The organism is Streptomyces sp. MP131-18 (genome assembly GCF_001984575.1).
In the GTDB taxonomy this organism is placed as follows: Bacteria; Actinomycetota; Actinomycetes; order Streptomycetales; family Streptomycetaceae; genus Streptomyces; species Streptomyces johnsoniae.
The window spans coordinates 3,015,127-3,040,765 of record NZ_LZNS01000001.1; the positions used below are offsets into that span (position 1 = coordinate 3,015,127).

Sequence of the window (25,639 nt, forward strand, 5' to 3'; positions counted from 1 at the left end):
CGGCTCCTTCTGCGGTCAGGCGAGCGCGCGCGCCAGCTCTTCCGCGGTGATGAACGAGGTGTGCGTGCCCGCCGTCAGGCAGGCGTGCGCCCCCGCCACCGAGCCGGCCCGCATGCTCGCCCGCCAGTCCTTCCCCGCCAGGCGGCCGTGGAGGAACGCCGCGACGTAGGCGTCGCCCGCGCCGTCGGTGTCCACGACCGGTCCTGGCACGGTGGCGGCGGGCAGGTGGCGCAGCGGGCCGCCGGGCAGCGCGAGATAGCTGCCGTCCGCACCTGCCATCGCGACGACGGCCTCGGCCCGGCCCCGGGCGAGGATGTCCCGCGCGGTCTCCTCCGTACGGCCCCCGAGCGCGGAGGTGGAGATGAACACCAGGTCGGCGCCGTAGGCGAAGTCGCGGTGGTAGTCCTGCACGCCGTCCCAGTCGTGCAGGTCGGTCGAGGTGGACGGGCCGGCCCCGGCGGCCTCGGCCAGGGCGTGCCGCGCCCAGTCCGCGAGGGAGGCGTGCACGTGCCGGGTGCGGGCGAGCGCCGGACGGTACAGGCCGGGGTCGACGGTCATGCCCACGGGGTGGCGGCCGTCGTAGAGGGACACCCGCCTGCCGTTCGGGTCGACCAGGTTGACGCTGCGCCTCGTGCCGCTGGGATGGGTGCGGTGGTCGAAGGACAGGCCCGCCGCGGCGTAGGCGCCGCGCACCTGATCGCCCTCGGGGTCGGCGCCGATCACGTCCGCGAGGTGGGTGCGCAGTCCCAGGTGGTGGCAGCCGAACGCGACGCCGTTGCCGGTGTGCGCCACGTACCGTTCGATGGGCGGCACCATGATGGTCTCCCGCTCGGGCAGCGGCAGCCGGGGGACCCGGACGATGGTGTCCACCCCCGTCCCGCCGACCACGAACACGTCCAGTTCCGTTGTCACGTCCCTGCCTCCAGCTGGTTCCGGGAGACCTGGCCGCCGGCCTGCGGATGTCACGGGCGGTGCCGCGGCTCCTCCGTGATCTCGGGCACCAGGGTGCCCGAGGACTTCCTCAGCGCGGCCCAGCGCGTGTCGCGGGCGGCGGTGGTGTGCCACGCATCGGCCGCCGCGCCGCGCTTCCCGCGCCGCCGCCCGGGGCGGCGGGGCAGCAGCCGGGCGGCACGGGTGGCCGCGGCGCCCACGGCGGCCCTGATCCAGCGCGGTCTGCGCAGCCGCCAGGCGCGCAGCACCAGCGCCGCCGGTACGGCCGGGCCGGCCGTCCAGGCCGCCGCGGCCAGGCCGGTCGTCCAGGGCTCAGGACCGAACGTGGCGAGCGCACCGGTGCCGAGCGGCCCGCCGGCGAACGCGGCGAGCAGCCCGAACGCGGCACCGGCGCCGCAGGCGGCGAGCAGCACGGTGAGCGCGGTGCCGCCCCAGCCGGACGCGGTGGCCCGTTCGCCGCGCTCCGGCACCGCGAGCCGGGCGGCGGTCCACGCGACGGCCGCCGCCCCCGCCGCGGGGACGAGCGCGGCGGCGGTCAGCAGCCAGGGGCCGCCCGCGGTGGCGGGCAGCGCGGCGAGAAGCGGGAAGGGCGGCAGGTCGGGCGGGGTGCCGGTGACGGCGAGGGGCCCGAAGGCGCTGCCCGCGCCGGCGGTGAAGCCGGGGCCGAGGCCGTAGGCGACGGCCCAGACGACGGCGTTCGGGAGGAGGGCCAGGGTCAGCAGCAGTACCGCGAGCCGCCCGGCCCAGTCCGTGGCGAGCTGCCCGAACGCGGCTTGCGCGCTCGCGGCGCTGAGCAGCAGTCCGCCGAGGAACAGCAGCGTTCCCGCGGCGCAGCAGGCGGCGACGCCGGTCAGTGCCAGGCGCCGGGCGGCGGACAGGCGGCGGCCGTCGAGGGCGCCGCCGGTCCCGGGTCCGCCCGCGAACGGCGGCCCGCTGATGGTGAAGGCGGCGGTGAGGGTGACGGCGAGCGCGAACAGCGGCAGGTGCCAGGCGGCGCTGAGGGGCTGTGCGGCCAGGGTGGCGGGGGCGGTGCACAGGACGGCTCCGGCGGCGGCCAGGAGGTAGCCGCTGGTGATCCACAGCGCGGCGAGCGCGCCCTGTCCCGGCTGGGGCGCCCAGTCGCAGGCGCGCACCGCCCGGTTCAGCAGCCAGGCGGGCAGGGCGGCGAGCAGCAGCGGGGTGACGCCGACCGGGGCGGTGGACGCGCCGCCGGGGCCTTGGCGCACGAGGTCCGCGCCGTGTGCGAGCAGCCACAGGTCGGCGGCGACGCGCAGGGCGCCGCCGACACCGCCGTCCGGGTAGGGCGAGAGGGTCCACAGCAGGAGAACGGGGACGGCGAGCGCCCCGAGGCCGAGCCCGGCGGCGAGCAGCCCTTCGAGGAGCCACCGGGCGCGGGCGGGGCTGAGCGGGGCGAGGCGCCGGAGAACGTGTCGCACGCGGCCATGCTGCCAACAACACCCGGAGCGGAGAGGTAACCCGTTTTCGCCGATGTGTCGCTCAATATATGCGTATGTACCTTTTTACATACTTGTACCCCTTTGCCGGATCCTGGAGACGGCGGTGAGGGCGGGCCCGGCGGCGGCGTTCGACCGGCTCTACACGCGGCAGGCCGCCTCGCTCACCCGGCAGGCGTTCCTGCTCTGCGGCCACCGGCGGCTGGCCGAGCGCGCGGTGGTGTACGCGTTCCACCGGGCGTGGGAACGCTGGCCCGAGGTCGCCGTGGACCCCGACCCGGCCGGCTGGGTGCGGGCCGCGGCCCACGACTACGCGCTCTCGCCCTGGCACCGGCTCGTTCCCGGGCGGCGCGGCGGAGAGCTGCGCGCGGTGCCGCCCGAGGACCGCGGGTTGCTCGAAGCGCTGCTGAGCCTGCCGCGCTGCTACCGGCGCAGCCTCGTCCTGCACGACGGCGTCGGCCTCGGCCTGCCCGAGACCGCGGCCGAGACGGAGGCGACCACGCGCGCCGCGGCGCTGCGCATCCTGCACGCCCGCACCTGCCTGGCCGCCCGGCTGCCCGGCCTCGCGGATACCGCCCCCCGCAACCGCGGCGCCCTGCTGACCGGGCTGCTGCGGGACTTTGCGGCCGGCCACCCGGCCAAGACCTGCTCCCCCGCGGCCCTGCGCGCCTCGGGCGAACGGCGCACGCGCCGCTGGACGTGGGCCGCGTACGCGCTGGTCGCCACGGCCGTCTCCACGATCACCGCGGTCGCGATCCTCACCGGCTGACCCGGCTGACCCGGCGGACGCCGGGCAGCAGGAAGGCCCGGCCCCCTCGACGCGTTCGAGGGGGCCGGGCCTTCGCGGGGTGCGCCGGAAAACCGCGGTGTCACGCCGTGAGCAGCTCGCGCGCCAGCCGGGCGGTCTCCGAAGGGGTCTTGCCGACCTTGACACCAGCGGCCTCCAGCGCCTCCTTCTTGGCCTGGGCCGTGCCGGAGGAACCGGAGACGATCGCGCCCGCGTGCCCCATCGTCTTGCCCTCGGGCGCGGTGAAACCGGCCACGTAGCCGACGACGGGCTTGGAGACGTTCGCCTTGATGAAGTCGGCCGCCCGCTCCTCCGCATCGCCGCCGATCTCACCGATCATGACGATCAGGTCGGTCTCCTGGTCGGCCTCGAAGGCCGCCAGGGCGTCGATGTGCGTGGTGCCGATGACCGGGTCGCCGCCGATGCCGACACAGGAGCTGAAGCCGATGTCGCGCAGCTCGTACATCATCTGGTAGGTCAGCGTGCCGGACTTCGACACCAGGCCGATGCGGCCCGGCTTGGTGATGTCGGCCGGGATGATGCCCGCGTTGGACTGGCCGGGCGTGATCAGACCCGGGCAGTTGGGACCGATGATGCGGGTCTTGTTCCCCTTCTTGCCCGCGTAGGACCAGAAGGCGGCCGTGTCGTGGACCGCGATGCCCTCGGTGATCACGACCGCGAGCGGGATCTCCGCGTCGATGGCCTCGACGACCGCGTCCTTGGTGAACTTCTCCGGAACGAAGATGACCGTCACGTCCGCGCCGGTCGCCTCGATGGCGTCCTTGACGCTGCCGAAGACCGGTACCTCCGTGCCGTCGAAGTCGACGCTCTGACCGGCCTTGCGCGGGTTCACGCCGCCCACGATGTTCGTGCCGGCGCTGAGCATCCGCCGCGTGTGCTTCTGTCCTTCGGAGCCGGTCATCCCCTGGACGACGACCTTGCTCTCCTTGGTGAGGAAGATAGCCATGGTGTAAGTCGGTGTCCTTTACTCCGCGCTACTTCGCGGCCAGCTCTGCGGCGCGGTCGGCCGCTCCGTCCATGGTGTCCACCTGCTCGACGAGCGGGTGGTCGGCGTCGGTGAGGATCTTGCGCCCCAGCTCCGCGTTGTTGCCGTCGAGCCGGACGACGAGCGGCTTCTTCACGTCCTCACCCTTGGACTTCAGCAGCTCCAGGGCCTGCACGATGCCGTTCGCCACGGCGTCGCAGGCGGTGATGCCACCGAAGACGTTCACGAAGACGGAACGCACCTCCGGGTCGCCGAGGATGATCTCCAGGCCGTTCGCCATCACCTCGGCGGACGCGCCGCCGCCGATGTCGAGGAAGTTGGCCGGCTTCACGCCGCCGTGCGCCTCACCGGCGTACGCGACGACGTCCAGCGTGCTCATCACCAGACCCGCGCCGTTGCCGATGATGCCGACGGTACCGCCGTCGAGCTTCACGTAGTTGAGCCCGCGCTCCTTGGCCGCGGCCTCCAGCGGGTTGGCCGCGGCCTTGTCCTCCAGCGCGGCGTGCTCCGGCTGCCGGAACTCGGCGCCCGCGTCCAGGGACACCTTGCCGTCCAGCGCGACGATCTTGCCATCCCCGGTCTTCACCAGCGGATTGACCTCGACCAGCAGCGCGTCCTCCTTGATGAAGACGGTCCACAGCTGCTGGAGGACGTCGACCACCTGGTCCGCGACCTCGGCGGGGAAGCGCGCCGCCTCGACGATCTCGCGCGCCTTGTCCGCGGTGACGCCGTCGATCGCGTCCACCGGGATCTTGGCCAGCGCCTCGGGGCTGTTGGCCGCGACTTCCTCGATGTCCATGCCGCCCTCGACGGAGGCCATGGCGAGGAACGTGCGGTTGGTGCGGTCCAGGAGGAAGGAGACGTAGTACTCCTCCGCGATGTCCGCCGTCTGCGCCAGCATGACGCGCTGGACCGTGTGGCCCTTGATGTCCATGCCCAGAATGGCGCCCGCCTTGGCGACCGCGTCCTCCGGGTCGGAGGCCAGCTTGACGCCGCCCGCCTTGCCGCGTCCGCCGGTCTTCACCTGCGCCTTGACGACCGCGCGACCGCCGAGCCGCTCGGTCGCCTCGCGCGCCGCCTCGGGCGTGTCGATGACTTCGCCGGCCAGCACCGGTACGCCATGCTTGGCGAAGAGGTCCCTCGCCTGATACTCGAACAGGTCCACGCGCGTCCGTCCCTCAATCAATGGTCTCGCGGTCGTTGTCTGCGTGGGCGTGCCGCGTGGCCGCGTTGCGAGGCGACGTCGAAGCACGCGGCATGTCCGAAGTCGAGCGTATCCGTGCCCCGGCGGAGGGCTTGAATCCTGGGTCACACCAACGTGGTGAGTCCCGTCACACATCGCCCCCGCGGGCCGGTTCGCCCGCCGGCCGAGGGGGCCGGGGCCGCCTCAGGGAGCGGCCAGGGCCGAGCGCACCCAGTCCACGACCTCGCTGGTGGGCGCGCCGGGGGTGAAGATCGCGGCGACGCCGGCCGCCTTCAGCGGGGCGATGTCGTCCTCGGGAATGATGCCGCCGCCGAAGACGACGACGTCCGCCGCGTCCCGCTCGCGCAGCAGCTCGATGACACGGGTGAACAGGGTGTTGTGCGCGCCGGAGAGGATGGAAAGACCGATGGCGTCCGCGTCCTCCTGGATGGCGGTGTCCACGATCTGCTCGGGCGTCTGGTGCAGCCCGGTGTAGATGACCTCCAGGCCCGCGTCGCGCAGCGCGCGGGCGATGACCTTCGCTCCCCGGTCGTGGCCGTCGAGCCCGGGCTTGGCCACCACGACGCGAATCGGACCCGATACACCCATCAGCAGCCTCCCGGGGACGCGAGTTAACGCACGTTGACTACAGGATCTCCCAATCCGCGGCCGGCGGAACAGGTCCGAGGGGGAAATCACATCCGCGGACCGCGCGGACCCCTATTCGAACTCATGTCGAACATGACGTGCGGCACCCATGGTGAACCCCGCCGAAAATCGGCCTATTGACCGCTTACGCCCCTCGGAAACCTGCGAACAAGCCGGGAAAGATTGTCGCCGCCACGTACTGCCGGGTACAGTCACCGCCGAACCGCAGGGGCAGGTCCTTGCCCGGCCCCTGTTGTCGAGCCGAAGGGCCTTGTCGGTGAGCGATCGTCTGCTGTCGGAAGCCTCCGGGCACACGGATTATTCCGGCTTCGGCTCCCACGCCGCACACGGGCTGCTCGACCCGGCGTACGGTCACCAGGACGCCTACGGCGCTGGAGGCGGGTACGGAGCCGGGGACGGGTACGCAGCCGGGTACCAGGACGCACAGCAGTGGGCCGCCGTTCCGCAGGAGTCCTTCCCGCAGGAGTCCTTCCCGCAGGAGCCTTTTCCCCAGGAGCCGTTCCCGCAGGACGGCTACCAGCAGTTCCCCCCGTTCCAGCAGTTCCCGCAGGAGCCCTTTCACCAGGAACAGCAGCAGCCGTATCCGCCGGAGCAGTGGTACGGCGAAACCGGGTACGAATCCGGCACCTGGTACGCCGACGGGCCCGCGGCAGAGGATTTTCACGAAACCCCCGCGCCGCAGGGCGGGCCGGGCGCGGACACGGGCACCGCGCACGAACCCGGCCCCGGCGCCGGCCTGGACCTCGACGCCCCCGACGACGTGGCCGCGGACCCCGGCCAGGAGTGGGCCCCCGACGATCCGGCGCCCGAGTCCGGGCCGTCGGCCGCAGCGCCGCTGCGGCCGCGCGGCGGCCGACGGCGTTCGGCGCGTCCGCGGCGGTCCGCGTTCCTCAGCGTGGCCGCCCCCTCCCTCGCCGTCCTGGGCGTGACCGCCGTGGCCACGGCGGCGACCGTCTCCGAGTCCGACACCCCGCAGGGCGGCGAGCCGGCGCCGGTGGCCGCGCCCGACCCGGGCGAGGTCCAGCAGGTCGCCGCGAACCAGCAGTTCGACAGCCAGCTGGCGGGCCTGACCGAGGCCGTCGACGACTACAGCGACCGCGCCAGCCGCACGCAGGGCCGCCTCGACCTCCAGGCGCAGCAGGAGGCGGAGGCCGAGGCCGCGGCGGCGGAGGCCGCGCGCATCGAGGCCGAGCGGCCGAAGTTCTTCGTGCCGGTGGAGCAGGCCGGGCTCAGCGCCTACTTCGGCCAGTCGGGCATCAACTGGATGTCCACGCACACCGGCATCGACTTCCCGGTCAGCTACGGCACCCCCGTGGTGGCGGCCACCGACGGCTCCATCAGCACGCAGTGGCACCCGAGCTACGGGAACATGGTCATCCTGACCGCCCCCGACGGCACGGAGACCTGGTACGCGCACCTGGACAGCACCGTCTTCACCTCCGGCCACGTGCAGGCCGGCACGGTGATCGCCTACTCGGGCAACTCCGGCACCTCCACGGGGCCGCATCTGCACTTCGAGGTACGGCCGGGCGGCGGCTCGCCCATCGACCCGCTCACCTGGCTGCGGGGCCAGGGTCTCGAACCCACGTAACCACCGCTCACCACCGCTCACCACCGACGGCAGGCGCCGGACCGGGGACTCCCCGGTCCGGCGCTTTTCCGTGCGCCGAGGCGACTCCCCCCGGGCCCTCATTTTTCTTATAGAGGGAAATTCGATCACGCGTATTGCTGCATGCGGAATGAGACCGTAGTTTTCCAGCTACCCGCGATCGAGCACCGAAGGAGTCGCCATGAGCCTCGACGGGGCCGCAACCATCGACGCTCGCCGGGGCACCCCCGCGGCCGGGGCCCGGCTGCCCCCCGGACGGGCCGGCCGCCTCCTCGCCTCACGCCGGGTGCGCGACCTGGGGCTCAAGGTCTCCGGGGTACTCACCGTCCTCCTCGCCCTGGAGCTGTGCTCGCGCGTCGGCCTGCTGTCGCGTGACTGGTTTCCGCCGGTCACCGACACCTACGCGGAGCTGTTCCGGCTGGGCATGGGCCGCCCCCTGTGGGTGGAGATCGGGCGCACGCTGAACGGCTGGGCCATCGGGCTCGCCCTCGCCACGCTGCTGGCCGTCCCCTTCGGCATCCTGCTCGGGTCGAGCCCGGCGGCCTACCGCATGAGCCGGGTCGTCATCGAGTTCTGCCGGCCGGTGCCCTCCGTCGCGCTGATCCCGCTGGCCGTGCTCGTCTACGGCGTCGGCCTGGAGATGAAGGTCTTCCTCATCGTCTTCGTGACCTTCTGGCCCATCCTGCTCCAGGTCGTCTACGGCGTCACCGACGTCGACCCGGTGGTCCGCGACACCGCACGGGCCTACGGACTGCCCGCCCACGCGCGCTTCTTCCGCATCACCCTGCCGAGCGCCGCCCCCTACATCGCCACCGGGCTGCGGATCGCGGCCGCCATTGCGCTGGTGCTCGCGGTGACCGCCGAGCTGGTCGTGGGCGCGCCCGGCCTCGGCCAGTCCATCGTCGTCGCCCAGTCCAACGCGCAGCTGCCCCGCATGTACGCCCTGATCATCGTCACCGGCCTGGTCGGCTGGGTGCTCAACATGGCCTTCCAGGCCGTCGAGCGCCGCCTGCTGCGGTGGCACCCCTCGCAGCGTCAGGAGGAGAGCCGGTGAGCCGCCGCGTCCTCGGGTTCCTGCTGGAACTCGCCCTGCCCGCCGCCCTGCTCATCGGCTACGGGCTGTGGGCGCACCGGGCCGGGAGCTTCTACTTCCCGCCGCTCGACGAGATCTTCCGCTACTTCCGCGAGCTGTGGCTGTTCGACCGCGTCGGCAGCGACCTGCTGCCGAGCCTGGCGCGCATGCTGGCCGGGTACGCCGCGTCCGTCGTCATCGGCGTCGGGCTCGGGCTGCTGCTCGGCATGTACCGCCCGCTGCGCGTCGCGGCCGAGCCGGTCGTGGAGTTCCTGCGGGCGCTGCCCGCCCCGGCGCTGATCCCGTTCTCGCTGCTGATGTTCGGCGCGGGCAACGCGTCGAAGGTCTTCGTGATCGTGCTCGGCGCGGTCTGGCCGATCCTGCTGAACACGATCGACGGCGTCCGCGGCGTCGACCCGCAGGCGCTGGACATGGCGCGCGCCCACCGGATTCCGCCCGGGGCCCGCATCGTACGGATCATCCTGCCGGGCGCGGGCCCGCGGGTGTTCGCGGGCATGCGCACCAGCCTCGCCATCGCGATCATCCTGATGGTCGTCTCCGAGATGGTGGCCAGCAGCAACGGGCTCGGCTACTTCGTTCTGGAACAGCAGCGTTCGTTCGCCATCCCCGAGATGTGGACCGGCATCATCCTGCTCGGCGTCCTTGGCTTCGTCCTCAACTGGATCTTCCTGCGGGTGGAACGGCGGGTGCTGCGCTGGCACCGCGGCGCCCGCGGCCTCCTCGCGGAGCACGAGCCCGCCGCCGGCGCCCCTTCCTCCCTCAAGAAGACCCCGACCCCGGAGAAGTCCGATGCTTGAAGTCTCGAATCTGCGGAAGGTCTACGGCCCCGACCCGCACGCCGCGCCGGCCGTCGACGGCCTGTCCTTCGCCGTCGCCGACCAGGAGTTCGTCTGCATCCTCGGCTCGTCCGGCTGCGGCAAGACCACGATGCTGCGGTGCCTCTCCGGCCTGACGCCCGCCACCTCCGGGTCGGTCGTCCTGCGCGGCAAGCCGGTGAACGGGCCGCCGGAGGACATGGCGTTCGTCTTCCAGGACTACAGCCGCTCGCTGCTGCCGTGGATGACGGTGCGGCGCAACATCGCGTTCCCGCTGCGCTACAAGGGCGTCGACCGGCGCCGGGCGGCCGAGCTGACCGACGAGGCGCTGGACGCCGTCGGCCTCGCCGGCCGCGGGGACCGCTACCCGTGGCAGCTCTCCGGCGGCATGCAGCAGCGCGTGGCCATCGCGCGGGCCCTGGCGTACCGGCCGGGCATCCTGCTGATGGACGAGCCGTTCGCCTCGGTGGACGCGCAGACGCGTTCGGGCCTGGAGGACCTGCTGCTGAACGTGTGGCAGCGGTACGGAATCACCGTGCTGTTCGTCACGCACGACATCGACGAGGCCGTCTACCTCGCCGACCGGGTACTGGTGCTGCGGCCCCCGGCGAACGTCGGGCACGAGGCCGTGGTCGGCCTGCCGCGCCCGCGGAACCAGGTGGCGACCAAGCAGGAGCCGGAGTTCGGCAGGCTGCGCGGCGAGTTGTACGCCGCGCTCGACGGCCGGCCGGTGGTGGCGTGAACCGCGGCGGCCGGGCCGTCGCGGCCCTCGCGGTCCTGCTGATGCTCGCCACCACGGCCTGCACCGACTACGGCGGCGACCTGTCCGGCGTCGCGGCGGCGGGCGGCGGGGACGGCGACACCGTGATGGTCTCGGAGACCGCGGGGACCCCGGCCTCGTTCCTGGCCTACGGCATCCGCGAGGGCTACTTCGAGGCGGAGGGCCTGGACGTCCACGTCAGCCCGTCGAGCGGTGGCGCGAGCGTCATCCCGGCGCTGCTGAGCGGGGACATCGACGTCGCCGGGTCCAACGTGGTGTCGGCGCTGATCGCGATGGGGCGGCGCATGCCGGTCGAGATGATCGCGGCGGGCACGAGCACCGCGTCCGCGGCGGACGACGACTTCTCCGCGCTGATGGTCCCGGCGGACAGCCCGCTACGGGAGCCGGCGGACCTCGACGGGGCGCGCATCGCGGTCAACACCCTCCAGAACATCAACGATGTGGTCATCCACTCGGTCCTCTCCGAGGCCGGGCTCGGCAACGGGGACGTCGACTTCGTCGAGATGCCGCTGCCCGACATGCCCGCCGCCATCGAGCGCGGCGACGTCGACGCGGGGCTGCTGATCGAGCCGTTCGCCACCATCGGCAGGTCGCAGGGCCTGCGCGACGTCGCGCGCCCCTACACGGCCACCCGGCCGGAGCTGCAGATCGGCACGTACCTGATGACCTCGGAGCAGGTCGCGGAGGACCCGGAACGCGCCGCCGCGTTCCGCCGGGGCGTGACCGCGACGGCCGAGGCCATCGCCGCGGACCCGCAGGCGTTCCGCGACGCCCTGCCGGAGATCAGCGACCTGGCTCCGGAGCTGGCGGGCGACATGCACCTGCCGGTGTGGCGCGGGGCGACGGACCGGGAGTCCATCGAGACCATCCACGGCCTGATGCGCGACATCGGCCTGACCGACGCGGACCTCGACTACGCGGAGGCGGTCGCGGAGGACGGCTAGGTCCTGTCGGGCGATCTTCGCGGGCCCCGCCAGGACCTTGTGCCGCGTCAGCCCCAAGGCGCCCCTTGCTTCCGCCTCACCAGACCGGGCGCAGCGGCGGGGGAGTCTCGCCGCCCAGGTCCCGGATGACCAGGGTCAGATCCCGCCGCAGCCGGCCGGCGTCGGCGCGGCCCGCGAGCCGCGCGGCGAGCTCCGCCTCCAGGTCCCGCAGCGCGTTCCCGGCTACCGCCAGGTGGAGGTGGGCGGCCTCGGTCAGCACCACCAGTTTCCGCCTGCCACACCAGCACCCCCGACGACGTCTTCGCCACCCCCAACGCCGTGATGACCAGCCTGGCCACACCCAGCCGTGGCAGCACCGAGGTCAGTGCCTGGACCGTGGCCATGGAGCCCGGTGCCGCCGGCCCGCTCCACGCCATGGACCGCGAGCAGCTATGGGTGCCGTTGTCCGGCGCCATCACCGTCACCACCGACGACGGCACCCGCCGGATCGGCCCGGGCCGGGCGGCGATCCTCCCCGCCGGGGAGAACCGGCGGATCGCCACCTCCGGCACCGCCCCGGCCGAGGTGCTGGTCTGCATGGCCAACGGCGGCCGGGCCACGGTCGCCGACACCGGCGAGGTCAGACCCCTCCACTGGGCCGGGTGACACCGCCGCACAGCACGTCCACCGCCTCCGCCTCCTCCGCCGCGACCACCGGCCCCGCCGCAGCGCCTGCGGCCACCGCGGCCGGACGGCGTCCGCCCCGTTCCAGCCGCGCCGCGACCACCGCGAGCGCCAGGGCGCTGACGGCCATCGCCGCTCCCACCAGGTTCGGCAAGGTCGCCCCGGCGCCGGCCGACAGGGCCAGGCCGCCCAGCCAGGCGGCGAGGGCGTTGCCCAGGTTGAAGGCGCCGATGTTGACGGCGGAGGCCAGCGTGGCCGCCCCGGGCGCGTGGTCCAGGACGCGCTTCTGCAGCGGGGGCACCGTCGCGAAGCCGAAGGCCCCGATCAGCATCAGTGTGACGGCCGCCGCGACCTTGTTGTTGGCGGTGACCGTGAACGCCGCCAGCGCGACCGCGAGCGCGGCCAGCGAGGTGTACAGCATCGGCATCAGTGCCCGGTCCGCGTACCGGCCGCCGATCAGATTCCCGGCCACCAGCCCCACCCCGAAGAGCATGAGCAGCCAGGTGACACTGCTCTCGGCGTAACCGGCCGCGTCGGTCATCATCGGCGCGATATAGGTGATGGCCGCGAAGACACCGCCGAATCCCAGCACCGTCATCGCCATGGCCAGCAACACCTGGGAATCGCGGAACGCGGCCAGTTCCCGCCGCAGCCCTCCACCGGCGGCGGACCGTTCACCGGCGGGCGCGTCCCCGGCACCCCTGGGCACCAGCGCGGCCACGCCCACCAACGCCACCACCCCGATCAGCGTGATCGCGCCGAACGTCAGCCGCCAGCTGACCTGCTGGCCCAGCAGCGTTCCCGCGGGCACGCCGACGACGTTGGCGACGGTGAGCCCGGTGAACATCCACGCGATGGCACCGGCCCGCTTCTCCGGCGCCACCAGCGAGGCGGCCACGACGGAACCGATACCGAAGAAGGCGCCATGGGCCAGCGAGGCGACGACCCGGCCCGCCAGCATCACCCCGAAGGCGGGGGCGACGGCGGACACCAGGTTGCCCGCGATGAACAGGACCATCGTCACCAGCAGCATCCGCTTGCGCGTCACCCTCGCCCCGGCGATGGCCAGCACCGGTGCGCCGACCACGACACCGAGGGCGTAGCCGGACGTGGTGAAACCGGCCGTCGGCACGGATACCCCGTACTCGTCCGAGATCTCCGGCAGCAGGCCGGTGACCACGAACTCGGTGGTGCCGATCCCGAATGCTCCGATGGCCAGGGCCAAGAGCGCGAGTGGCATGAGGAGCCCCTCCAGATCTATGCGGACAACGATTGCCCGCGGACACAATAGTTGCAGACGCTCGCTACCGACACGCGCCGACTATCGCGATCCCGCGCTAAACTGGCCGAAGCGCCCGGCACGCCGACACCCGCCGTGCGGCCACGAGGAAGGCACGGAAGAGCAATGACGCGTCCCGAACCGGGCCTCGCCCAGGGCTGGTGCGCCCTGTCCGCACTCCACGACCGCATCGAGGCCCAGATCGAACGCGCCCTCCAGTCGGCGCACGGCCTGAGCGTCCGCGAGTACTCCGTGCTCAACGTCCTCAGCCAGCAGCACGACGGCGACCGCGGCCACTTCCGGATGAACGAGCTGGCCGACGCCGTCGTCCTCAGCCAGAGCGCCACCACCCGCCTGGTCAACCGCCTGGAGGACCGCGGCCTCCTCACCCGCTTCCTGTGCCCGACCGACCGCCGGGGCATCTACACCGACGTCACCGAAGCCGGCCGCCGCCTTCTCGACCAGGCGCGCCCCACCAACGACACCGCCCTGCGCGAGGCCCTCGACCAGGCCGAACAGCACCCCGCCCTCGCCCCCCTCGTCGCCGCCGTCCGCACCCTCCAGCCCGGGGCGAGCTGACCCGGCCCCCGGCGTTTCGGACAGCAGCCCGCAGTCGTCCTGGCAGGGACACAACTGACTTCCTTCAAGGAAGTCAGTGGGATCCGGTCGCGGAGCGCCTCGCTCGCCCTCTTCCCCCGGCGGACCGTTCTCAACGTCGCGATGCTCCTGCGGGACAGCGACGTCGCACGTCAGGTGCGTACGTACCTGCTGGACGCCGGGGACGCCGGTCGGGCGGCACCGGCGGCCGATCCTGTGGAAAACGTGCACGACGTGGAAACCGTGGGAGACGCCGCCGAGCAGGTCGCCGCCCCGGTCGACGCGTCCGATTCGTTCAGGACCGGGGCGTGGCCCTGTCCCTACGCCGCGGGACATGACACCACGCATTGACCTCATCGGCCTCATGACCGACGCGGCTTGGCCGCCTCGCTCGCCTTCTACCGGCGGCTCGGCCTCGACATCCCCGCCGGGGCGGAGGACCAGCCGCATGCCGAGGCCGAGTTGCCGGGCGGGCTGCGGATCGCCTGGGACACCGTGGCGACGGTCCAAAGCTTCCGCCCGGAGCGGACGCCGCCGCGCGGCGGGCGCCTGGGCCTGGCGTTCCTGTGCGAGGGCCCGGCCGAGGTGGACCAGTGGTACGCCGATCTCACCCGGGCCGGCCACGCCGGGGAGAAGGCCGCCCTGGGACGCCCCGTGGGGCCAGCGCTACGCCATCGTCCTGGACCCGGAGGGCAATTCCGTCGACCTGTTCGCCCCTCTCGGGCAGGGCCCTGGCCCGGTCTGGCCGGGTGGGCCCTTGTCCTGCCGGGTGGGCCGTGTCCGTTTCCGCCGGGTCCGATCGGGTTACCGGTTAGCGGTGCGGGCAGGGACGGCGGTCGAGGAAAGGGCGTGGAGCCATGGCGGGTCCCGCGGCGCTGGCGGAGCGGGCGCGCCGGCGGCTGGTGCGGGCCGTGCGCGGTCCGGGGTGGCAGCGCGTCGACCCGCTGCTGGCCGCGAAGACCGTGCTGGCGGCCGTCGTCGCGTGGTCGCTCGCCTCCTGGCTGCTCACCCCAGGCGTCACGACGTTCGCGCCGTTCACCTCGCTGCTGTCCTTGCAGGGAACGGTGTACCGGTCGCTGTGGCAGTCGCTGCGCTACATGGGGGCGGTGGCCGTGGGCGTGATGCTCGCGGCGGGCTTCGGCTCCACCGCCGGGCTGCACGCGTGGAGCCTGGCCATTCTGATGGCGGCGGCGCTGGCCACGATGCGGCTGCGGGCACTCGGCGCGCAGCGCCTCCAGGTGCCGGTGACGGCCCTGTTCGCGTTCTCCGCGGGCGGCGGTCAGCTCGAGTACAGCTTCCAGCTGCTCGCCGCGGTGCTCATCGGCGTCGGCTGCGGTCTGGCCACCTCCGTGCTCTGGGCGCCGCCCCTGCGCCACCGCGGCGCCGACGAGGCCGTGTCCACGCTGTCCCGGGAGGTGTGCGGGCTGCTGCGCGGCATCGCGGACGCGCTGCGCGAGACGACACCCGACGCGTCGCAGACCCGCGACTGGCTGGACCGCACGGAGAAGGTGGGAGTGCTGGCGCAGCAGGCCCGCGCCGCGGTGGAGAACGGCGAGGAGGCGGCGCGGCTCAATCCGCGCCGTCTCATCGCCGGCGAGCACCTGCGGCTGCCGGTCCACCACACGGCCGTCAACATCCTGGAACGCGTGGGCCACCAGGCCCAGTCGATCGCCCGGGGCCTGCACTACGCCGTGCACAGCGAGCACTACACGGCGCTGGCGCGCGACTTCCTCACGGGCTACGCCGAGTTGCTCGCGGACACCGCCGTTGCCGCGCGGGAACTGCGGGTGTCCGAGGTCCGCGGCGGCGAAGGCGACGACGAGGAGCTGCACGAGCACCTCGCGCGGGGCCGGCAATGCCACGACCGGCTGGCCGCGCGCAGCCGGCGGGAGCGCCTCGACGCGCCGGGCGAGTGGCCGCTGTACGGCGCCCTGCTGACCGACGCTTACCGCATCCTGGACGACCTGGGCACCAGCCTGCCCGCCCGCCCCTGACCCGGCGGGCGAACGCCCGCCCGCCTCAGGACCCGACCTGCGCGTGCAGCAGCTCCTGGAGGCGGTCGCGGACCGGCAGCAGGTCCTCGGCGAGCTTGCGCGCATCCGTGCGGACGGCGAGCCGGTGCGCGGGCACGACCACCGCGACCGAGGCCAGCGGCGTCTGCGCCCGGTCCCGCAGCACCGCGGCCACCGCGCTGATGCCGCGTTCGCCCTCCTCGACGTTCATCGCGAAGCCGGCGCGGCGGATCTCCGCCAGCTCCGCCCGGAGGGCCTGCCAGTCGGAGACGGAGAACTCGGTGCGCGTCGTCAGCTCCCGGTCGGCGAAGCGCCGGGACAGCTCCGCCTCGGGCATGGCGGCCAGGATGGCCTTGCCCGCGGCGGTGCAGTGCGCCGGCAGCACGACGCCGGTGCGGTCGCCGACGCGGACGGAACGCGGGCTCTCCACGCAGTCGATGAACCGCACGTTGCGCCCTTCCAGCAGCGACAGGCTCGTCGTCTCCTGGGTGCTGTCCCTCACCTGCTCCAGGAAAGGGCGGGCGACCTGGCGGATGTCGATGCGGCCGATGGCGGCGAGGCCGATCTCGCCCAGCACAGGGCCCGGCCGGTAGGCGCCGTTGGGCTTCTCCTGAAGGACGAATCCGCGCCTGCGCAGTGCGTTGAGCAGGCGGTGGGCGGTCGAGGGCGCGACGCCGAGCTCGGTCGCCGCGTCGGAGACCCGCAGCGCCTTCCGCTCGCCGATCAGCTCCAGGAGCCGCAGCGCATTGTCCACCGAACTCGTGACGCCTTCCCGGGCGTTATTCGACATGCAGGAATTCTAACGTAGTTCTTTTCTGCGCATCCACCGGCCGCGCCCCGCTCAGCCCTCGCGCACGGCGAGGGTCAGTTCGCCGATCCGCCCGATGCCCGCGCGCAGCCGGTCGCCCGGGACGATCGCCCCGACGCCGGGGGGCGCTCCGGTGAAGATGAGGTCCCCGGGCAGCAGCGTCATCATCGACGACGCGTACGAGACGATCGCGGGCACCGGCGTGATGAGGTCGCGGGTCAGCACATGCTGCCGCTGCACACCGTTGACGTCGAGCCGGATCTCCAGATCGCTCGCGTCGCCCAGCTCGTCGGCGGTGACGAGGAACGGGCCGAGCGGACTGAAGGTGTCGTAGCTCTTGCGCCGCGAACGGTCGGCCGCGCTGCGCACGGTGATGTCGAGGCCCAGCGTGTAGCCCAGCACGTGGTCGAGCGCCCGGTCCCGCGGGATGTCCGCGCCGCCCCTGCCGATCACCACGACCAGCTCGGACTCGTGGTGGATCTCCTGGCCCGCGGCGACGACCTCCGTGGGCAGCACGATGTCCTCGGCCGGACCCGACAGGGAGGACGGGGACTTCAGGAACACGTCGAAGTTCATCATCCACGACTCGACTCCGCCCAGCGTGCGTTCCTGCACACCGTGCATCTCGGCCACGTGGTCCGCGTAGTTGCAGGCGCAGGCCACGATCTTGCTCGGGTTCAGCGCGGGCGCGCGCAGCCGGCCGGGGTCGAGCGGCTCGGCCGCGCCCTTGGCCGCCGCGGCGGCGAGATCCGTTCGCAGCGCCGGGAAGTCCCGGCACAGCGCGCGCCACCAGCCCGCGGTGAGCGGGTCCGGATCGTGCGGCCGGCCGATCGCGGCGGTGACGTCGGTCACCGTCGTGCCCTGCGGGCCCTCCTCGACCACGCCGAGACGGTGGTCGTCGAACAGTGCCAGTTTCATGCCGCGGTCCCTTCCCCGAACACGCCCGTGACCTCCTGCCGCCGCGGCAGCGTCTCCTCGCGGTACAGGCCGAGCGCCCGCAGCACCGGGGCGTCGCCCAGGCCGAACAGGTCCGCCCCGCCGTCCGAGAAGTGCTCCGCCACCGACCAGGACGGCACGACGAACATGTCGCCCGCCGTCCAGTCGAACCTGCACCCGTCGACGACGCTGCTGCCCTCGCCGCGGAACACGACGAACACCGTGTTCCCGCTGCGCCGCACCGGCGCGGACGCGCCGCCCGGCAGCACCCGGTGCATGCCGCAGGACAGGGTCGGCAGCACGCTGGCGCCCGAGTGCGGATTGGTGAACTCCACGCTCACCAGCGGCCCTTCGCCCGCCGCGGCCAGACGGGACAGGTGCGCGTCGGTCTCCGCCCAGCGGTAGACCAGCAGCGGTGAGGGCGCCGGGTCGAGCGCGCGGGTGACCGCGCCCCGCGTCATGGTGCGCGCGGCATCGCCGCCCCCGCCGGCCCAGGCGGCTTCGGAACGGTTGTGCGGGCCGGTCACGGGCTGCCGCAGGTCGGGGTGCGGCTCGAAGAACACGGCGTCCAGCGCCTCGACCATCGGCAGGTCGAGGCCGTCGAACCAGAACATGCTGCCGTCGCCGCCGTTGGCGTGGTCGTGCCAGGCGCCGCCCGGGGTGAGGATCAGGTCGCCGGGCCGCATGTCGCAGGCGTCCCCGTCGACGGTGGTCCACACTCCCTCGCCCTCGATGACGAAACGGATCGCGCCGGGCGTGTGCCGGTGCGCGGGCGCCGTCTCGTTCGGCCCGAGGCACTGGAGCGCGCCCCACAGCGTGCCGGCCGCGTAGGGCCGCCCGCCCAGACCCGGGTTGGCGAGGGACAGCACGCGCCGCTCGCCGCCGCGCTCCACCGGCACCAGCCGGATGGCGCGTTCGGCCAGCGGGCGCAGCACCGCGGAGCGCCACAGCCAGGGCACGGCCCGTGGCCTGGGGGTGGGCGTCAGCAGCTGCTCGGTGATCGTCCACAGGGGACGCAGTCCGGCGGCGGCGATGTCCTCGTAGAGGGAACGCAAGCGCGGATCGCCGACCCCGGGTTCGTCGACGAGGGACATGGAGACCTCCTGGGGTAGGGGGTTGGATACGCCTCAGCGGGCGGGCGCGGGCGCGGGGGCGCCGGGGGGCAGGCCGACGCCGAAGCGGCGCACGCTTTCGAGGAGCGAGGCGCGCCGCATGTAGGCGCGGGCGCGGTCCGGATCGGCCGCGGTGGCGCGCATCTCCTCGTGCGCGGCGCGGCGGCGGCTCTCGTCGGCCTCGCTCAGCCGCTGCGTATTGCGCTGCGTGTCGGCCTGCACGTACTCCACGGCCACCCGCCGCCGCACGCCGGCGAAGGCGGTCAGCTCCGCCTCGGCCGCGGCGCCTTCGGCGATGCGGGCGAGGCGCCGGGTGATGTCGACGGCGTCGTGGATGCCGCTGTTCAGACCGACCCCGCCCATGGGGCTGTTGATGTGGGCCGCGTCCCCGATGAGGACGGCGCGGCCGGCGCGGAACGACCCGGCCACCCGCTGGTGCACGCGGTACAGCTGCCGGTCGATGATCGGGTAGTCGGCCCGGCGGGGCGCGACGCCCTGGAACTGCCGCTCCAGCGTCGCCCCGGCGAGCGCGTCGGCCTCGCTCTGCCCGGCGGGCACCGGCCAGACCGCCCGCCAGGACTCGGGGGTGCGCAGCAGGAACAGCCACTCGCGGGGGTCGGCCACGTAGTTGACCTCCGCGATGCCGGGCAGCGCCTCGGCGAGGTCGACGCTCGTGCTGGCGATGAGGAAGCGCTCGGGGTAGGTCCAGCCGGTGAAGTCGACGCCGAGTGCCCGCCGCACGGTGCTGCCCGCGCCGTCGGCGCCGATCACCCACGAGCCGTGCACCTCGCGGGTGCCGGTCGCGGTGCTGACGACGACGGAGGCCCCGTTCCCCGCACGCGGGTCGACGCCGGTGACGCGGGCGCCGAACAGCAGCTCGACGCCGGGCGTCCGGGCCAGCCTCTCGTGCAGCATGCGCACCAGGTGCTGCTGGTTGAGCTGGAGGCGGTAGGGGAAGGGCGTCTCGTCGGCGAGGAGCGAGAAGTCGAACGCGGCGATCAGCCCGTCCCGCCGGTCGCGGAAGTGGTACACGGGCACGACCAGGCCCTCGGCGTGCATCCGGTCCGCGATGCCCAGCTCGTCGAGCAGTTCGAGCGTCGCCGCGTGGAACGTGGAGGCGCGCCAGTCCGTCTTCGGCCGCTTCTCGGCCTCGATCAGCACCACGGGGATGCCGAAGCGGGCGAGGGAGGCGGCGGCGACCATTCCGACCGGACCGCCGCCGACGACGACCACCGGGCCGCCGGGGAGTCCGCGCTCAATTCCTGGCATGCGGCAAACATCTCATACGTTCCGCATGCATGAAAGAAGATCGATTAGATTTCTGCTATGCCGAAATAATGCTGCCGCGCGCCCGGCAGCCGCGCGGACACAAAAGGCCCGCCGCTCCCCGGAGGGAGCGGCGGGCCTGCCGTCCGTGCGAGCCGGCCGCGGGGCCGACGGATCTCACCTGCTGCGGCGCGCGACCGCCTGGCCGATGGCGAAGACGCCGACGGGGGCCAGGATCAGGAAGAAGTAGTTGATCGGATCGTTGGACTCGGTCCAGACGTCCCAGAGGTGGTTGAACTCCTCGAAGAAGATCTTCGTGGCGCTCCACTCACCGTTGGTGAGGTACTCGCTCAGGATCATTGCCGTGCCGTACAGCTCGCCGAGCACGGCCGCCACGAGAGCCAGCGCCGCGGCGACGGCCTGTATCGCGACGTTCCGCCGGGCGAGGAACGCCGGACCGGCGCCGACCGCCGCACCGATGGCCAGCGACACGTAGCCGATCTTGGTGACCTCACCGCTGCTCTCGTCGAACATCGCGTCGTAGAAGAACGCGTAGAGGATCGCCATGACCAGCGCGGCACCCACCGCGGAAAGGACCGCGAGCGCGATGTTCTGGTTCGCCGGGCCGCCCGAGGGGGGCGGGGCCGGCCAGCCGCCACCTGGCGCACCCTGCGGGGCGCCGTACGGCTGGGGCGGCTGGGGCTGGGGCGGCGGATAGCCGTAGCCCTGCTGCGGCGGCTGGCCATACGGCTGCGCGGGCGGCTGGGGCGGCTGGGGCTGGCCGTACGGGTTGGGCTGGGGCTGGCCGTATCCGCCCGGCTGTTGCGGCTGCTGTCCGTATCCGCCGCCGTCCGGCTGTTGCTGCCAGGGCTGGCTCATTGTGTTCCCCCTGGGAATCTCAAGATGGTACGTACTCCGGGGACAGAAGGAACTGGAGTACGAACATTGCCGCAGGCAGCTAATCGCTCCCCGCGGCTCTACCACAAGCCCTTTCCCCGGTCTGTGACATACCGGGGACACTACAGGGTAAGAATCAAAGCTTCTCCACGGGGGCGTAACGGAGCAGAAGCCGCTTGGGCTTCTCGCCGCCGAAGTCGATCGTCGCCTCGGCCCGGTCGCCGCTGCCCTGGACCGACACCACCGTGCCCATGCCGAAGCTGTCGTGCGTCACCCGGTCCCCGGCGGAAAGCGCCACCACCGGCCGGTCCTTCATGCGGCCCGTGGCGAACCCGCCGGCCCCCCGCCGCTCCCGCGCCGCGGGAGCGGCGGCCGCGCCCTGCGGCGGCGCCTGGCCCGCGCCGCCCGTGCGGCGCCACTCCACGTGGACGTCGGGGATCTCCTCCAGGAAGCGGGACGGCGGGTTGTGCTGGGGCTGCCCCCACGCGCTGCGCAGCGCGGACCGCGTCACGTACAGCCGCTGCCGCGCGCGGGTGATCCCCACATACGCGAGCCGCCGTTCCTCCTCCAACTCCTTCGTCTTGCCGAGCGAGCGCATGTGCGGGAAGACGCCGTCCTCCATACCGCTCAGGAACACCACGGGGAATTCGAGGCCCTTCGCGGTGTGCAACGTCATCAGCGTGACCACACCGTCACCCTCGTCATCCGGGATCTCGTCGGAATCCGCGACGAGCGCGACCTGTTCGAGAAAGTCCGCGAGCGTTCCGGGGTCGTCCTCCTCCCGCTGCTGCTCGAACTCCAGCGCAACGGCGGCCAGTTCCTGGAGGTTTTCCACGCGGGTCTCGTCCTGCGGATCGGTCGACGCCTGCAACTCCGCCAGATACCCGGTCCGCTCCAGCACCGCCTCCAGCACGGTCGCGGGCCCCGCGCCCGACTCCACGACGGTGCGCAGCTCCTCCAGCAGCGTGTTGAACCGCTTGACCGCGTTCGCCGAACGCGCCGCCATCCCGTACGCCTCGTCCACGCGGCGCAGCGCCTGCGCGAAGGAGATCCGCTCGCGCAGCGCCAGCGCCTCGATCATCGCCTCGGCGCGGTCGCCGATGCCGCGCTTGGGCACGTTGAGGATGCGGCGCAGCGGGACGGTGTCCTCGGGATTGGCCAGGACCCGCAGGTAGGCGAGCACGTCCCGGACCTCGCGGCGCTCGTAGAAGCGGACGCCGCCGACCACCTTATAGGGCAGGCCGACGCGGATGAAGATCTCCTCGAAGACACGGGACTGGGCGTTGGTCCGGTAGAAGACGGCGATGTCGCCGGCGCGGGCGTCCCCCGCGTCGGAGAGGCGGTCGATCTCCTCGGCGACGAACTGCGCCTCGTCGTGCTCGGTGTCCGCGACGTAGCCGACGATGCGGGCACCGGCGCCCGCGTTCGTCCACAGATTCTTCTTGCGGCGGCCCTCGTTGCGCTCGATGACGGCGTTGGCGGCGGAGAGGATCGTCTGCGTGGAGCGGTAGTTCCGTTCGAGCAGCAGTGTCGTCGCGTCGGGGTAATCCTGCTCGAACTGGAGAATGTTGCGGATCGTCGCGCCGCGGAACGCGTAGATCGACTGGTCGGCATCGCCGACGACGCACAGCTCCGCCGGCTCCCGCTCGCCCACCAGCAGCCGGATCAGCGTGTACTGGGCGATGTTGGTGTCCTGGTACTCGTCGACCAGCACGTGCCGGAAACGGCGCCGGTAGTGCTCGGCGACGTCGGGGAACGCGTCGAGCAGATGCACCGTGGTCATGATGATGTCGTCGAAGTCCAGCGCGTTGGCCTCGCGCAGCCGGGACTGGTACAGCGTGTACGCCTCGGCGACGGTCCGCTCGTAGGGCTCGCTCGCCTGCGCGGCGAAGTCCTCGGAGTCGATCAGCTCGTTCTTCAGGTTGGAGACCTTGGCGCTGAACGACTTCGGCGGGAACCGTTTCGGGTCCAGGTCCAGATCGCGGCAGACCAGGGCCATCAGCCGCCTGGCATCGGCCGCGTCGTAGATCGAGAAGCTGGAGGTGAAGCCGAGCAGCTTGCTCTCGCGGCGCAGGATGCGCACGCAGGCGCTGTGGAACGTCATCACCCACATCGCGTTCGCGCGCGGGCCGATCAACTCGCCGACGCGCTCCTTCATCTCGCCCGCGGCCTTGTTGGTGAACGTGATCGCCAGGATCTGGCCCGGGTGCACCGAACGGGCGGCGAGCAGGTGCGCGATGCGGTGCGTGAGCACCCGGGTCTTGCCCGAGCCCGCACCCGCCACGATCAGCAGCGGCGCGCCACTGTGCGTGACGGCGGCGCGCTGCTCCTCGTTCAGCCCGGCCAGCAGCTCGGCCGGGTCCGTGACGGGCTTGCGGGCGCCGTTGCGGTAGAAGGCGTCCTCGTCGGCGGCCTTCGGCTCCGCGAAGGTGCCCGCGAACAGGTCGTCCGGCACCTCTTCACGCACGTCGTGGGCGAAGTCGTGCTCGGACGGCGGCTCCTCGTCGGAGGGCCCGGAAGGGCCGAGGTCCGCCAGCGCGTTGTCATCGAAAAGGCCGCTCATCGCTGACCGAGTCTAGGCCGTGCCCCGACGGACGCCCGGGCCCGATGCTCCGCGCGCCCCCACGCGGGCGGCGGAAGCCGGGCGGCGCACGGCCGCCGCCCCCCTCGGCTATCGTGAAAGGCATGACATCCGAGCCGCGGCCGCACGCGGAGCTGCGCGCCTCGTACGAGGACCGGGAAGCCGTTGCGGAGCGGCTGCGGGAAGCGGCGGGCGAGGGGCGGATCGACCTCGAAGAGCTGGAGGAGCGCCTGGAGAAGGCGCTCACCGCCAAGACCTACGGCGACCTCGAGCCGCTGATCGCCGACCTCCCCGCCCAGCCCGGCCTGGCTCGGAGCCTCGGCTCCGCGCCGCCCGTTCCCGACGGCCGGCCGCTGGTACTCAAGGGCGGCATCCACGGCGCGAATCAGGTGGGCCGCTGGCAGGTCCCGCCGAAGGTGATCGCGCGCGGCGGCCTCGGCGGCGTCAAGGTCGACTACTCACGCGCGGACTGCGCCTGGCCGGAGACCGAGATCGAGGTGCACGGCGACATGGCGGGCATCACGATCATCGTGCCGCCCGGCTGGGAGGTCGACATCAGCGGCGCCGACCCCGGCTTCGGCGGCATCAAGAACAAGACGACGGGCGAACGGCTGCGCGGCGCCCCGGTGCTGCGCCTGACGGGCACGGGCGGTGTGGCGGGCGTGACGGTGCGCCACCCCAACCGCTGGGAACGCCGCCGCCTGCGCGACAACCCGGCCTGACCCGCGGGCGGGCCGCCCGCCCCGGCGTACGTGACGTCCACCACACCGGAGCACCCGCGGGGCCGCCACTACGGCTTTTGGTCACGAATCGGTTTCGGTCGGATCGCACTTCGCCTTCACAAACACCCCTTCGAGTGGCTACCGTGCAGCGCCAAGTGCCCCGGACCTCCTTGACCATTCCGGGGGCCTCCCGTTCGTGCAGAGGGAAGGACACGGCCTTGGGTTCCCACCGCAAGCCGCGCCCCGGCATTCTGGAATCCCCCGCGGCCCGCAGGGGCGCCGTCGGCGCAGGTGCCGTGGCCCTCGCCTCGGCCTCGCTGCTCACGCAGTCCGCCGCCTACGCGGACGACGACGACACCCCCGCGATCGAGGAGCAGCGCGAACGCGCGAACGACGCGCGCCAGCGCGCACTCGACGTGCGCGAGCGCGTCGACGCGCTGTACCGGGAGGCGGGGACCGCCACCCAGCACTACAACGAGGCGCGCGAGGCAAGCGAGGCACAGCAGGAGCGGGCGGACGAGCTGATGTCGCAGGCCGCCGAGGCCACCGAGCGCGTCAACGAGGCCCGCCGCACTCTCGGCACGTTCGCCGCCGCCCAGTACCGCACCGGCGGCGGCGGGCTCTCGGACACCGCGGCCCTGCTGCTGGCCCCCGACCCGCGCAGCTTCTTCGCCACGGACCATACGCTCGACCGGCTGAGCGAGGCCCAGAACCAGGCCGTCGACGACTTCACCGACCGCCGCGAGGAGGCCGAGGCGCAGCGCGACGAGGCCACCGACGCCCTGGCGGACCTGGAGGAGCGCGAGACCGAGCTGGCGGACCAGAAGGAGACGGTCCAGGGAAAGCTGGCTGAGGCCCGCGCCCTGATGGACCAGCTGACGGAAGACGAAGCGGCCGAGCTCGCCGAGCTGGAACGGCTGGAGCGCGAGGAGGCCGAACGCCGCGCGGAGCAGGCGCGGCGCGAACGCGAGGAGCGCGAGGAGGCCGAGCGCGCCCGGCAGGCACAGGAGGCCCAGGATGCGGCAGAGGCAGAGGCGGAGGCCGAGGAACAGCCGGCCGACCCGGGCACCCCGCCCGCGGACGGCGGCTCGAACGCCTCGCAGGCCCAGGCGGCCATTGCGTTCGCCGAGGCGCAGCTCGGCAAGCCGTACGTGTGGGGCGCGACCGGGCCCAACTCGTTCGACTGCTCAGGGCTGACACAGGCCGCCTGGCGCGCGGCGGGCGTGGAGATCCCCCGCGTCACCTGGGACCAGGTGAACACCGGCACCCAGGTGTCCCGCGACGCCCTTCAGCCCGGCGACCTGGTCTTCTTCTACGACGACATCAGCCACGTCGGCCTCTACACCGGCGACGGCATGATGATCCACGCCCCGCGGCCGGGGGAAGCCGTGAGGTACGAGTCGATCGACGTGATGCCCTGGCACAGCGCGGTCCGCCCCAGCTGAGCGGGGGCACCGGAACGCGCCGGGTACGG

The 25,639-nt window shown here is 72.9% G+C and carries 25 protein-coding genes and 1 pseudogene; 13 read left to right on the forward strand and 13 right to left on the reverse strand.

Annotated elements, in window-relative coordinates; translation table 11 throughout:
- Positions 1–15: 15 nt before the first annotated feature.
- Positions 16–912, reverse strand: coding sequence for a carbohydrate kinase family protein (locus STBA_RS13340; protein ID WP_216355925.1), 897 nt, complete (start codon positions 910–912; stop codon positions 16–18).
- Between the two features lie 50 nt (positions 913–962).
- Complete coding sequence (locus tag STBA_RS13345; RefSeq protein ID WP_077059457.1) at positions 963–2,387, reverse strand: DUF6350 family protein; 1,425 nt, start codon at positions 2,385–2,387, stop codon at positions 963–965.
- A gap of 124 nt (positions 2,388–2,511) precedes the next feature.
- Here STBA_RS13345 and STBA_RS13350 point away from each other — a divergent pair, with 124 nt between their 5' ends.
- Complete coding sequence (locus STBA_RS13350; RefSeq protein WP_077059458.1) at positions 2,512–3,174, forward strand: sigma-70 family RNA polymerase sigma factor; 663 nt, start codon at positions 2,512–2,514, stop codon at positions 3,172–3,174.
- Positions 3,175–3,274: 100 nt separating this feature from the next.
- On the opposite strand, the gene sucD is transcribed toward STBA_RS13350, so the two are convergent.
- From sucD to STBA_RS13365, 3 genes are all read right to left on the reverse strand, one after another.
- Complete coding sequence (sucD, locus tag STBA_RS13355) at positions 3,275–4,159, reverse strand: succinate--CoA ligase subunit alpha (protein WP_077059459.1); 885 nt, start codon at positions 4,157–4,159, stop codon at positions 3,275–3,277.
- A 28-nt stretch (positions 4,160–4,187) separates the two neighbouring features.
- Positions 4,188–5,363: an ADP-forming succinate--CoA ligase subunit beta gene (gene sucC / locus STBA_RS13360; RefSeq protein ID WP_077059460.1), complete on the reverse strand. Its 1,176-nt coding sequence runs from the start codon at positions 5,361–5,363 to the stop codon at positions 4,188–4,190.
- A 222-nt stretch (positions 5,364–5,585) separates the two neighbouring features.
- Positions 5,586–5,990 (reverse strand): cobalamin B12-binding domain-containing protein, encoded by a 405-nt coding sequence (locus STBA_RS13365; RefSeq protein ID WP_077059461.1) that lies wholly within the window; start codon positions 5,988–5,990, stop codon positions 5,586–5,588.
- A gap of 316 nt (positions 5,991–6,306) precedes the next feature.
- On the opposite strand from STBA_RS13365, the gene STBA_RS38780 reads away from it, so the two are divergent.
- The 5 genes from STBA_RS38780 to STBA_RS13390 all read left to right on the forward strand — a co-directional run bounded on the left by STBA_RS38780 (position 6,307) and on the right by STBA_RS13390 (position 11,292).
- Positions 6,307–7,641: a M23 family metallopeptidase gene (locus STBA_RS38780; RefSeq protein WP_077059462.1), complete on the forward strand. Its 1,335-nt coding sequence runs from the start codon at positions 6,307–6,309 to the stop codon at positions 7,639–7,641.
- A 199-nt stretch (positions 7,642–7,840) separates the two neighbouring features.
- Positions 7,841–8,713: an ABC transporter permease gene (locus tag STBA_RS13375; protein ID WP_079251902.1), complete on the forward strand. Its 873-nt coding sequence runs from the start codon at positions 7,841–7,843 to the stop codon at positions 8,711–8,713.
- Positions 8,710–9,549: an ABC transporter permease gene (locus tag STBA_RS13380; protein WP_077059463.1), complete on the forward strand. Its 840-nt coding sequence runs from the start codon at positions 8,710–8,712 to the stop codon at positions 9,547–9,549. Before STBA_RS13375 ends, STBA_RS13380 begins: the two co-directional genes overlap by 4 nt.
- Positions 9,542–10,309 (forward strand): ABC transporter ATP-binding protein, encoded by a 768-nt coding sequence (locus STBA_RS13385; RefSeq protein WP_077059464.1) that lies wholly within the window; start codon positions 9,542–9,544, stop codon positions 10,307–10,309. Before STBA_RS13380 ends, STBA_RS13385 begins: the two co-directional genes overlap by 8 nt.
- Positions 10,306–11,292: an ABC transporter substrate-binding protein gene (locus tag STBA_RS13390; RefSeq protein WP_077059465.1), complete on the forward strand. Its 987-nt coding sequence runs from the start codon at positions 10,306–10,308 to the stop codon at positions 11,290–11,292. Before STBA_RS13385 ends, STBA_RS13390 begins: the two co-directional genes overlap by 4 nt.
- A gap of 76 nt (positions 11,293–11,368) precedes the next feature.
- Here the strand turns inward: STBA_RS13390 and STBA_RS13395 are convergent, their stop codons facing one another.
- Positions 11,369–11,554, reverse strand: a complete 186-nt coding sequence (locus STBA_RS13395) for a hypothetical protein (RefSeq protein ID WP_077059466.1) — start codon at positions 11,552–11,554, stop codon at positions 11,369–11,371.
- 59 nt (positions 11,555–11,613) lie between these two features.
- Between STBA_RS13395 and STBA_RS13400 the strand changes: the two genes are divergently transcribed.
- Entirely contained in the window at positions 11,614–11,937 is a 324-nt protein-coding gene (locus tag STBA_RS13400; protein ID WP_077059467.1) for a cupin domain-containing protein, read from the forward strand.
- On the opposite strand, the gene STBA_RS13405 is transcribed toward STBA_RS13400, so the two are convergent.
- Complete coding sequence (locus STBA_RS13405; RefSeq protein WP_077059468.1) at positions 11,912–13,195, reverse strand: MFS transporter; 1,284 nt, start codon at positions 13,193–13,195, stop codon at positions 11,912–11,914. The genes STBA_RS13400 and STBA_RS13405 overlap by 26 nt on opposite strands.
- Before the next feature lie 165 nt (positions 13,196–13,360).
- On the opposite strand from STBA_RS13405, the gene STBA_RS13410 reads away from it, so the two are divergent.
- From STBA_RS13410 to STBA_RS13420, 4 genes and pseudogenes are all read left to right on the forward strand, one after another.
- Positions 13,361–13,813 (forward strand): MarR family transcriptional regulator, encoded by a 453-nt coding sequence (locus tag STBA_RS13410; protein ID WP_077059469.1) that lies wholly within the window; start codon positions 13,361–13,363, stop codon positions 13,811–13,813.
- A 141-nt stretch (positions 13,814–13,954) separates the two neighbouring features.
- A complete protein-coding gene (locus tag STBA_RS39470; protein ID WP_366510790.1) occupies positions 13,955–14,182 on the forward strand; it encodes a hypothetical protein in 228 nt (75 codons plus the stop codon).
- Positions 14,166–14,552, forward strand: a pseudogene (locus tag STBA_RS38785) (VOC family protein); the annotation flags it as partial. The gene STBA_RS39470 and the pseudogene STBA_RS38785, both read left to right, overlap by 17 nt.
- 136 nt (positions 14,553–14,688) lie before the next feature.
- A complete protein-coding gene (locus STBA_RS13420; RefSeq protein ID WP_077059470.1) occupies positions 14,689–15,825 on the forward strand; it encodes an aromatic acid exporter family protein in 1,137 nt (378 codons plus the stop codon).
- A 25-nt stretch (positions 15,826–15,850) separates the two neighbouring features.
- Here the strand turns inward: STBA_RS13420 and STBA_RS13425 are convergent, their stop codons facing one another.
- The 6 genes from STBA_RS13425 to pcrA form a co-directional block, all read right to left on the reverse strand.
- Positions 15,851–16,633 carry an IclR family transcriptional regulator gene (locus tag STBA_RS13425; protein ID WP_077059471.1) on the reverse strand — a complete coding sequence of 261 codons (783 nt, stop codon included), beginning with the start codon at positions 16,631–16,633 and terminating at the stop codon, positions 15,851–15,853.
- A 51-nt stretch (positions 16,634–16,684) separates the two neighbouring features.
- Positions 16,685–17,569 (reverse strand): fumarylacetoacetate hydrolase family protein, encoded by an 885-nt coding sequence (locus tag STBA_RS13430; protein ID WP_077059472.1) that lies wholly within the window; start codon positions 17,567–17,569, stop codon positions 16,685–16,687.
- Positions 17,566–18,681 (reverse strand): cupin domain-containing protein, encoded by a 1,116-nt coding sequence (locus tag STBA_RS13435; protein ID WP_077059473.1) that lies wholly within the window; start codon positions 18,679–18,681, stop codon positions 17,566–17,568. Before STBA_RS13435 ends, STBA_RS13430 begins: the two co-directional genes overlap by 4 nt.
- 33 nt (positions 18,682–18,714) lie before the next feature.
- A complete protein-coding gene (locus tag STBA_RS13440) occupies positions 18,715–19,968 on the reverse strand; it encodes an NAD(P)/FAD-dependent oxidoreductase (protein WP_077059474.1) in 1,254 nt (417 codons plus the stop codon).
- Between the two features lie 174 nt (positions 19,969–20,142).
- A complete protein-coding gene (locus STBA_RS37775; protein ID WP_077059475.1) occupies positions 20,143–20,844 on the reverse strand; it encodes a hypothetical protein in 702 nt (233 codons plus the stop codon).
- A 154-nt stretch (positions 20,845–20,998) separates the two neighbouring features.
- The gene (gene pcrA, locus STBA_RS13450) at positions 20,999–23,425 is read right to left on the reverse strand and encodes a DNA helicase PcrA (protein WP_077059476.1); all 2,427 of its coding nucleotides are present in this window, start codon (positions 23,423–23,425) and stop codon (positions 20,999–21,001) included.
- Positions 23,426–23,547: 122 nt separating this feature from the next.
- Between pcrA and STBA_RS13455 the strand changes: the two genes are divergently transcribed.
- Together STBA_RS13455 and STBA_RS13460 are read left to right on the forward strand one after the other, a co-directional pair.
- Complete coding sequence (locus tag STBA_RS13455; RefSeq protein ID WP_077059477.1) at positions 23,548–24,165, forward strand: DUF1707 domain-containing protein; 618 nt, start codon at positions 23,548–23,550, stop codon at positions 24,163–24,165.
- Positions 24,166–24,383: 218 nt separating this feature from the next.
- Positions 24,384–25,610: a C40 family peptidase gene (locus tag STBA_RS13460; RefSeq protein WP_077059478.1), complete on the forward strand. Its 1,227-nt coding sequence runs from the start codon at positions 24,384–24,386 to the stop codon at positions 25,608–25,610.
- Positions 25,611–25,639: the final 29 nt, after the last annotated feature.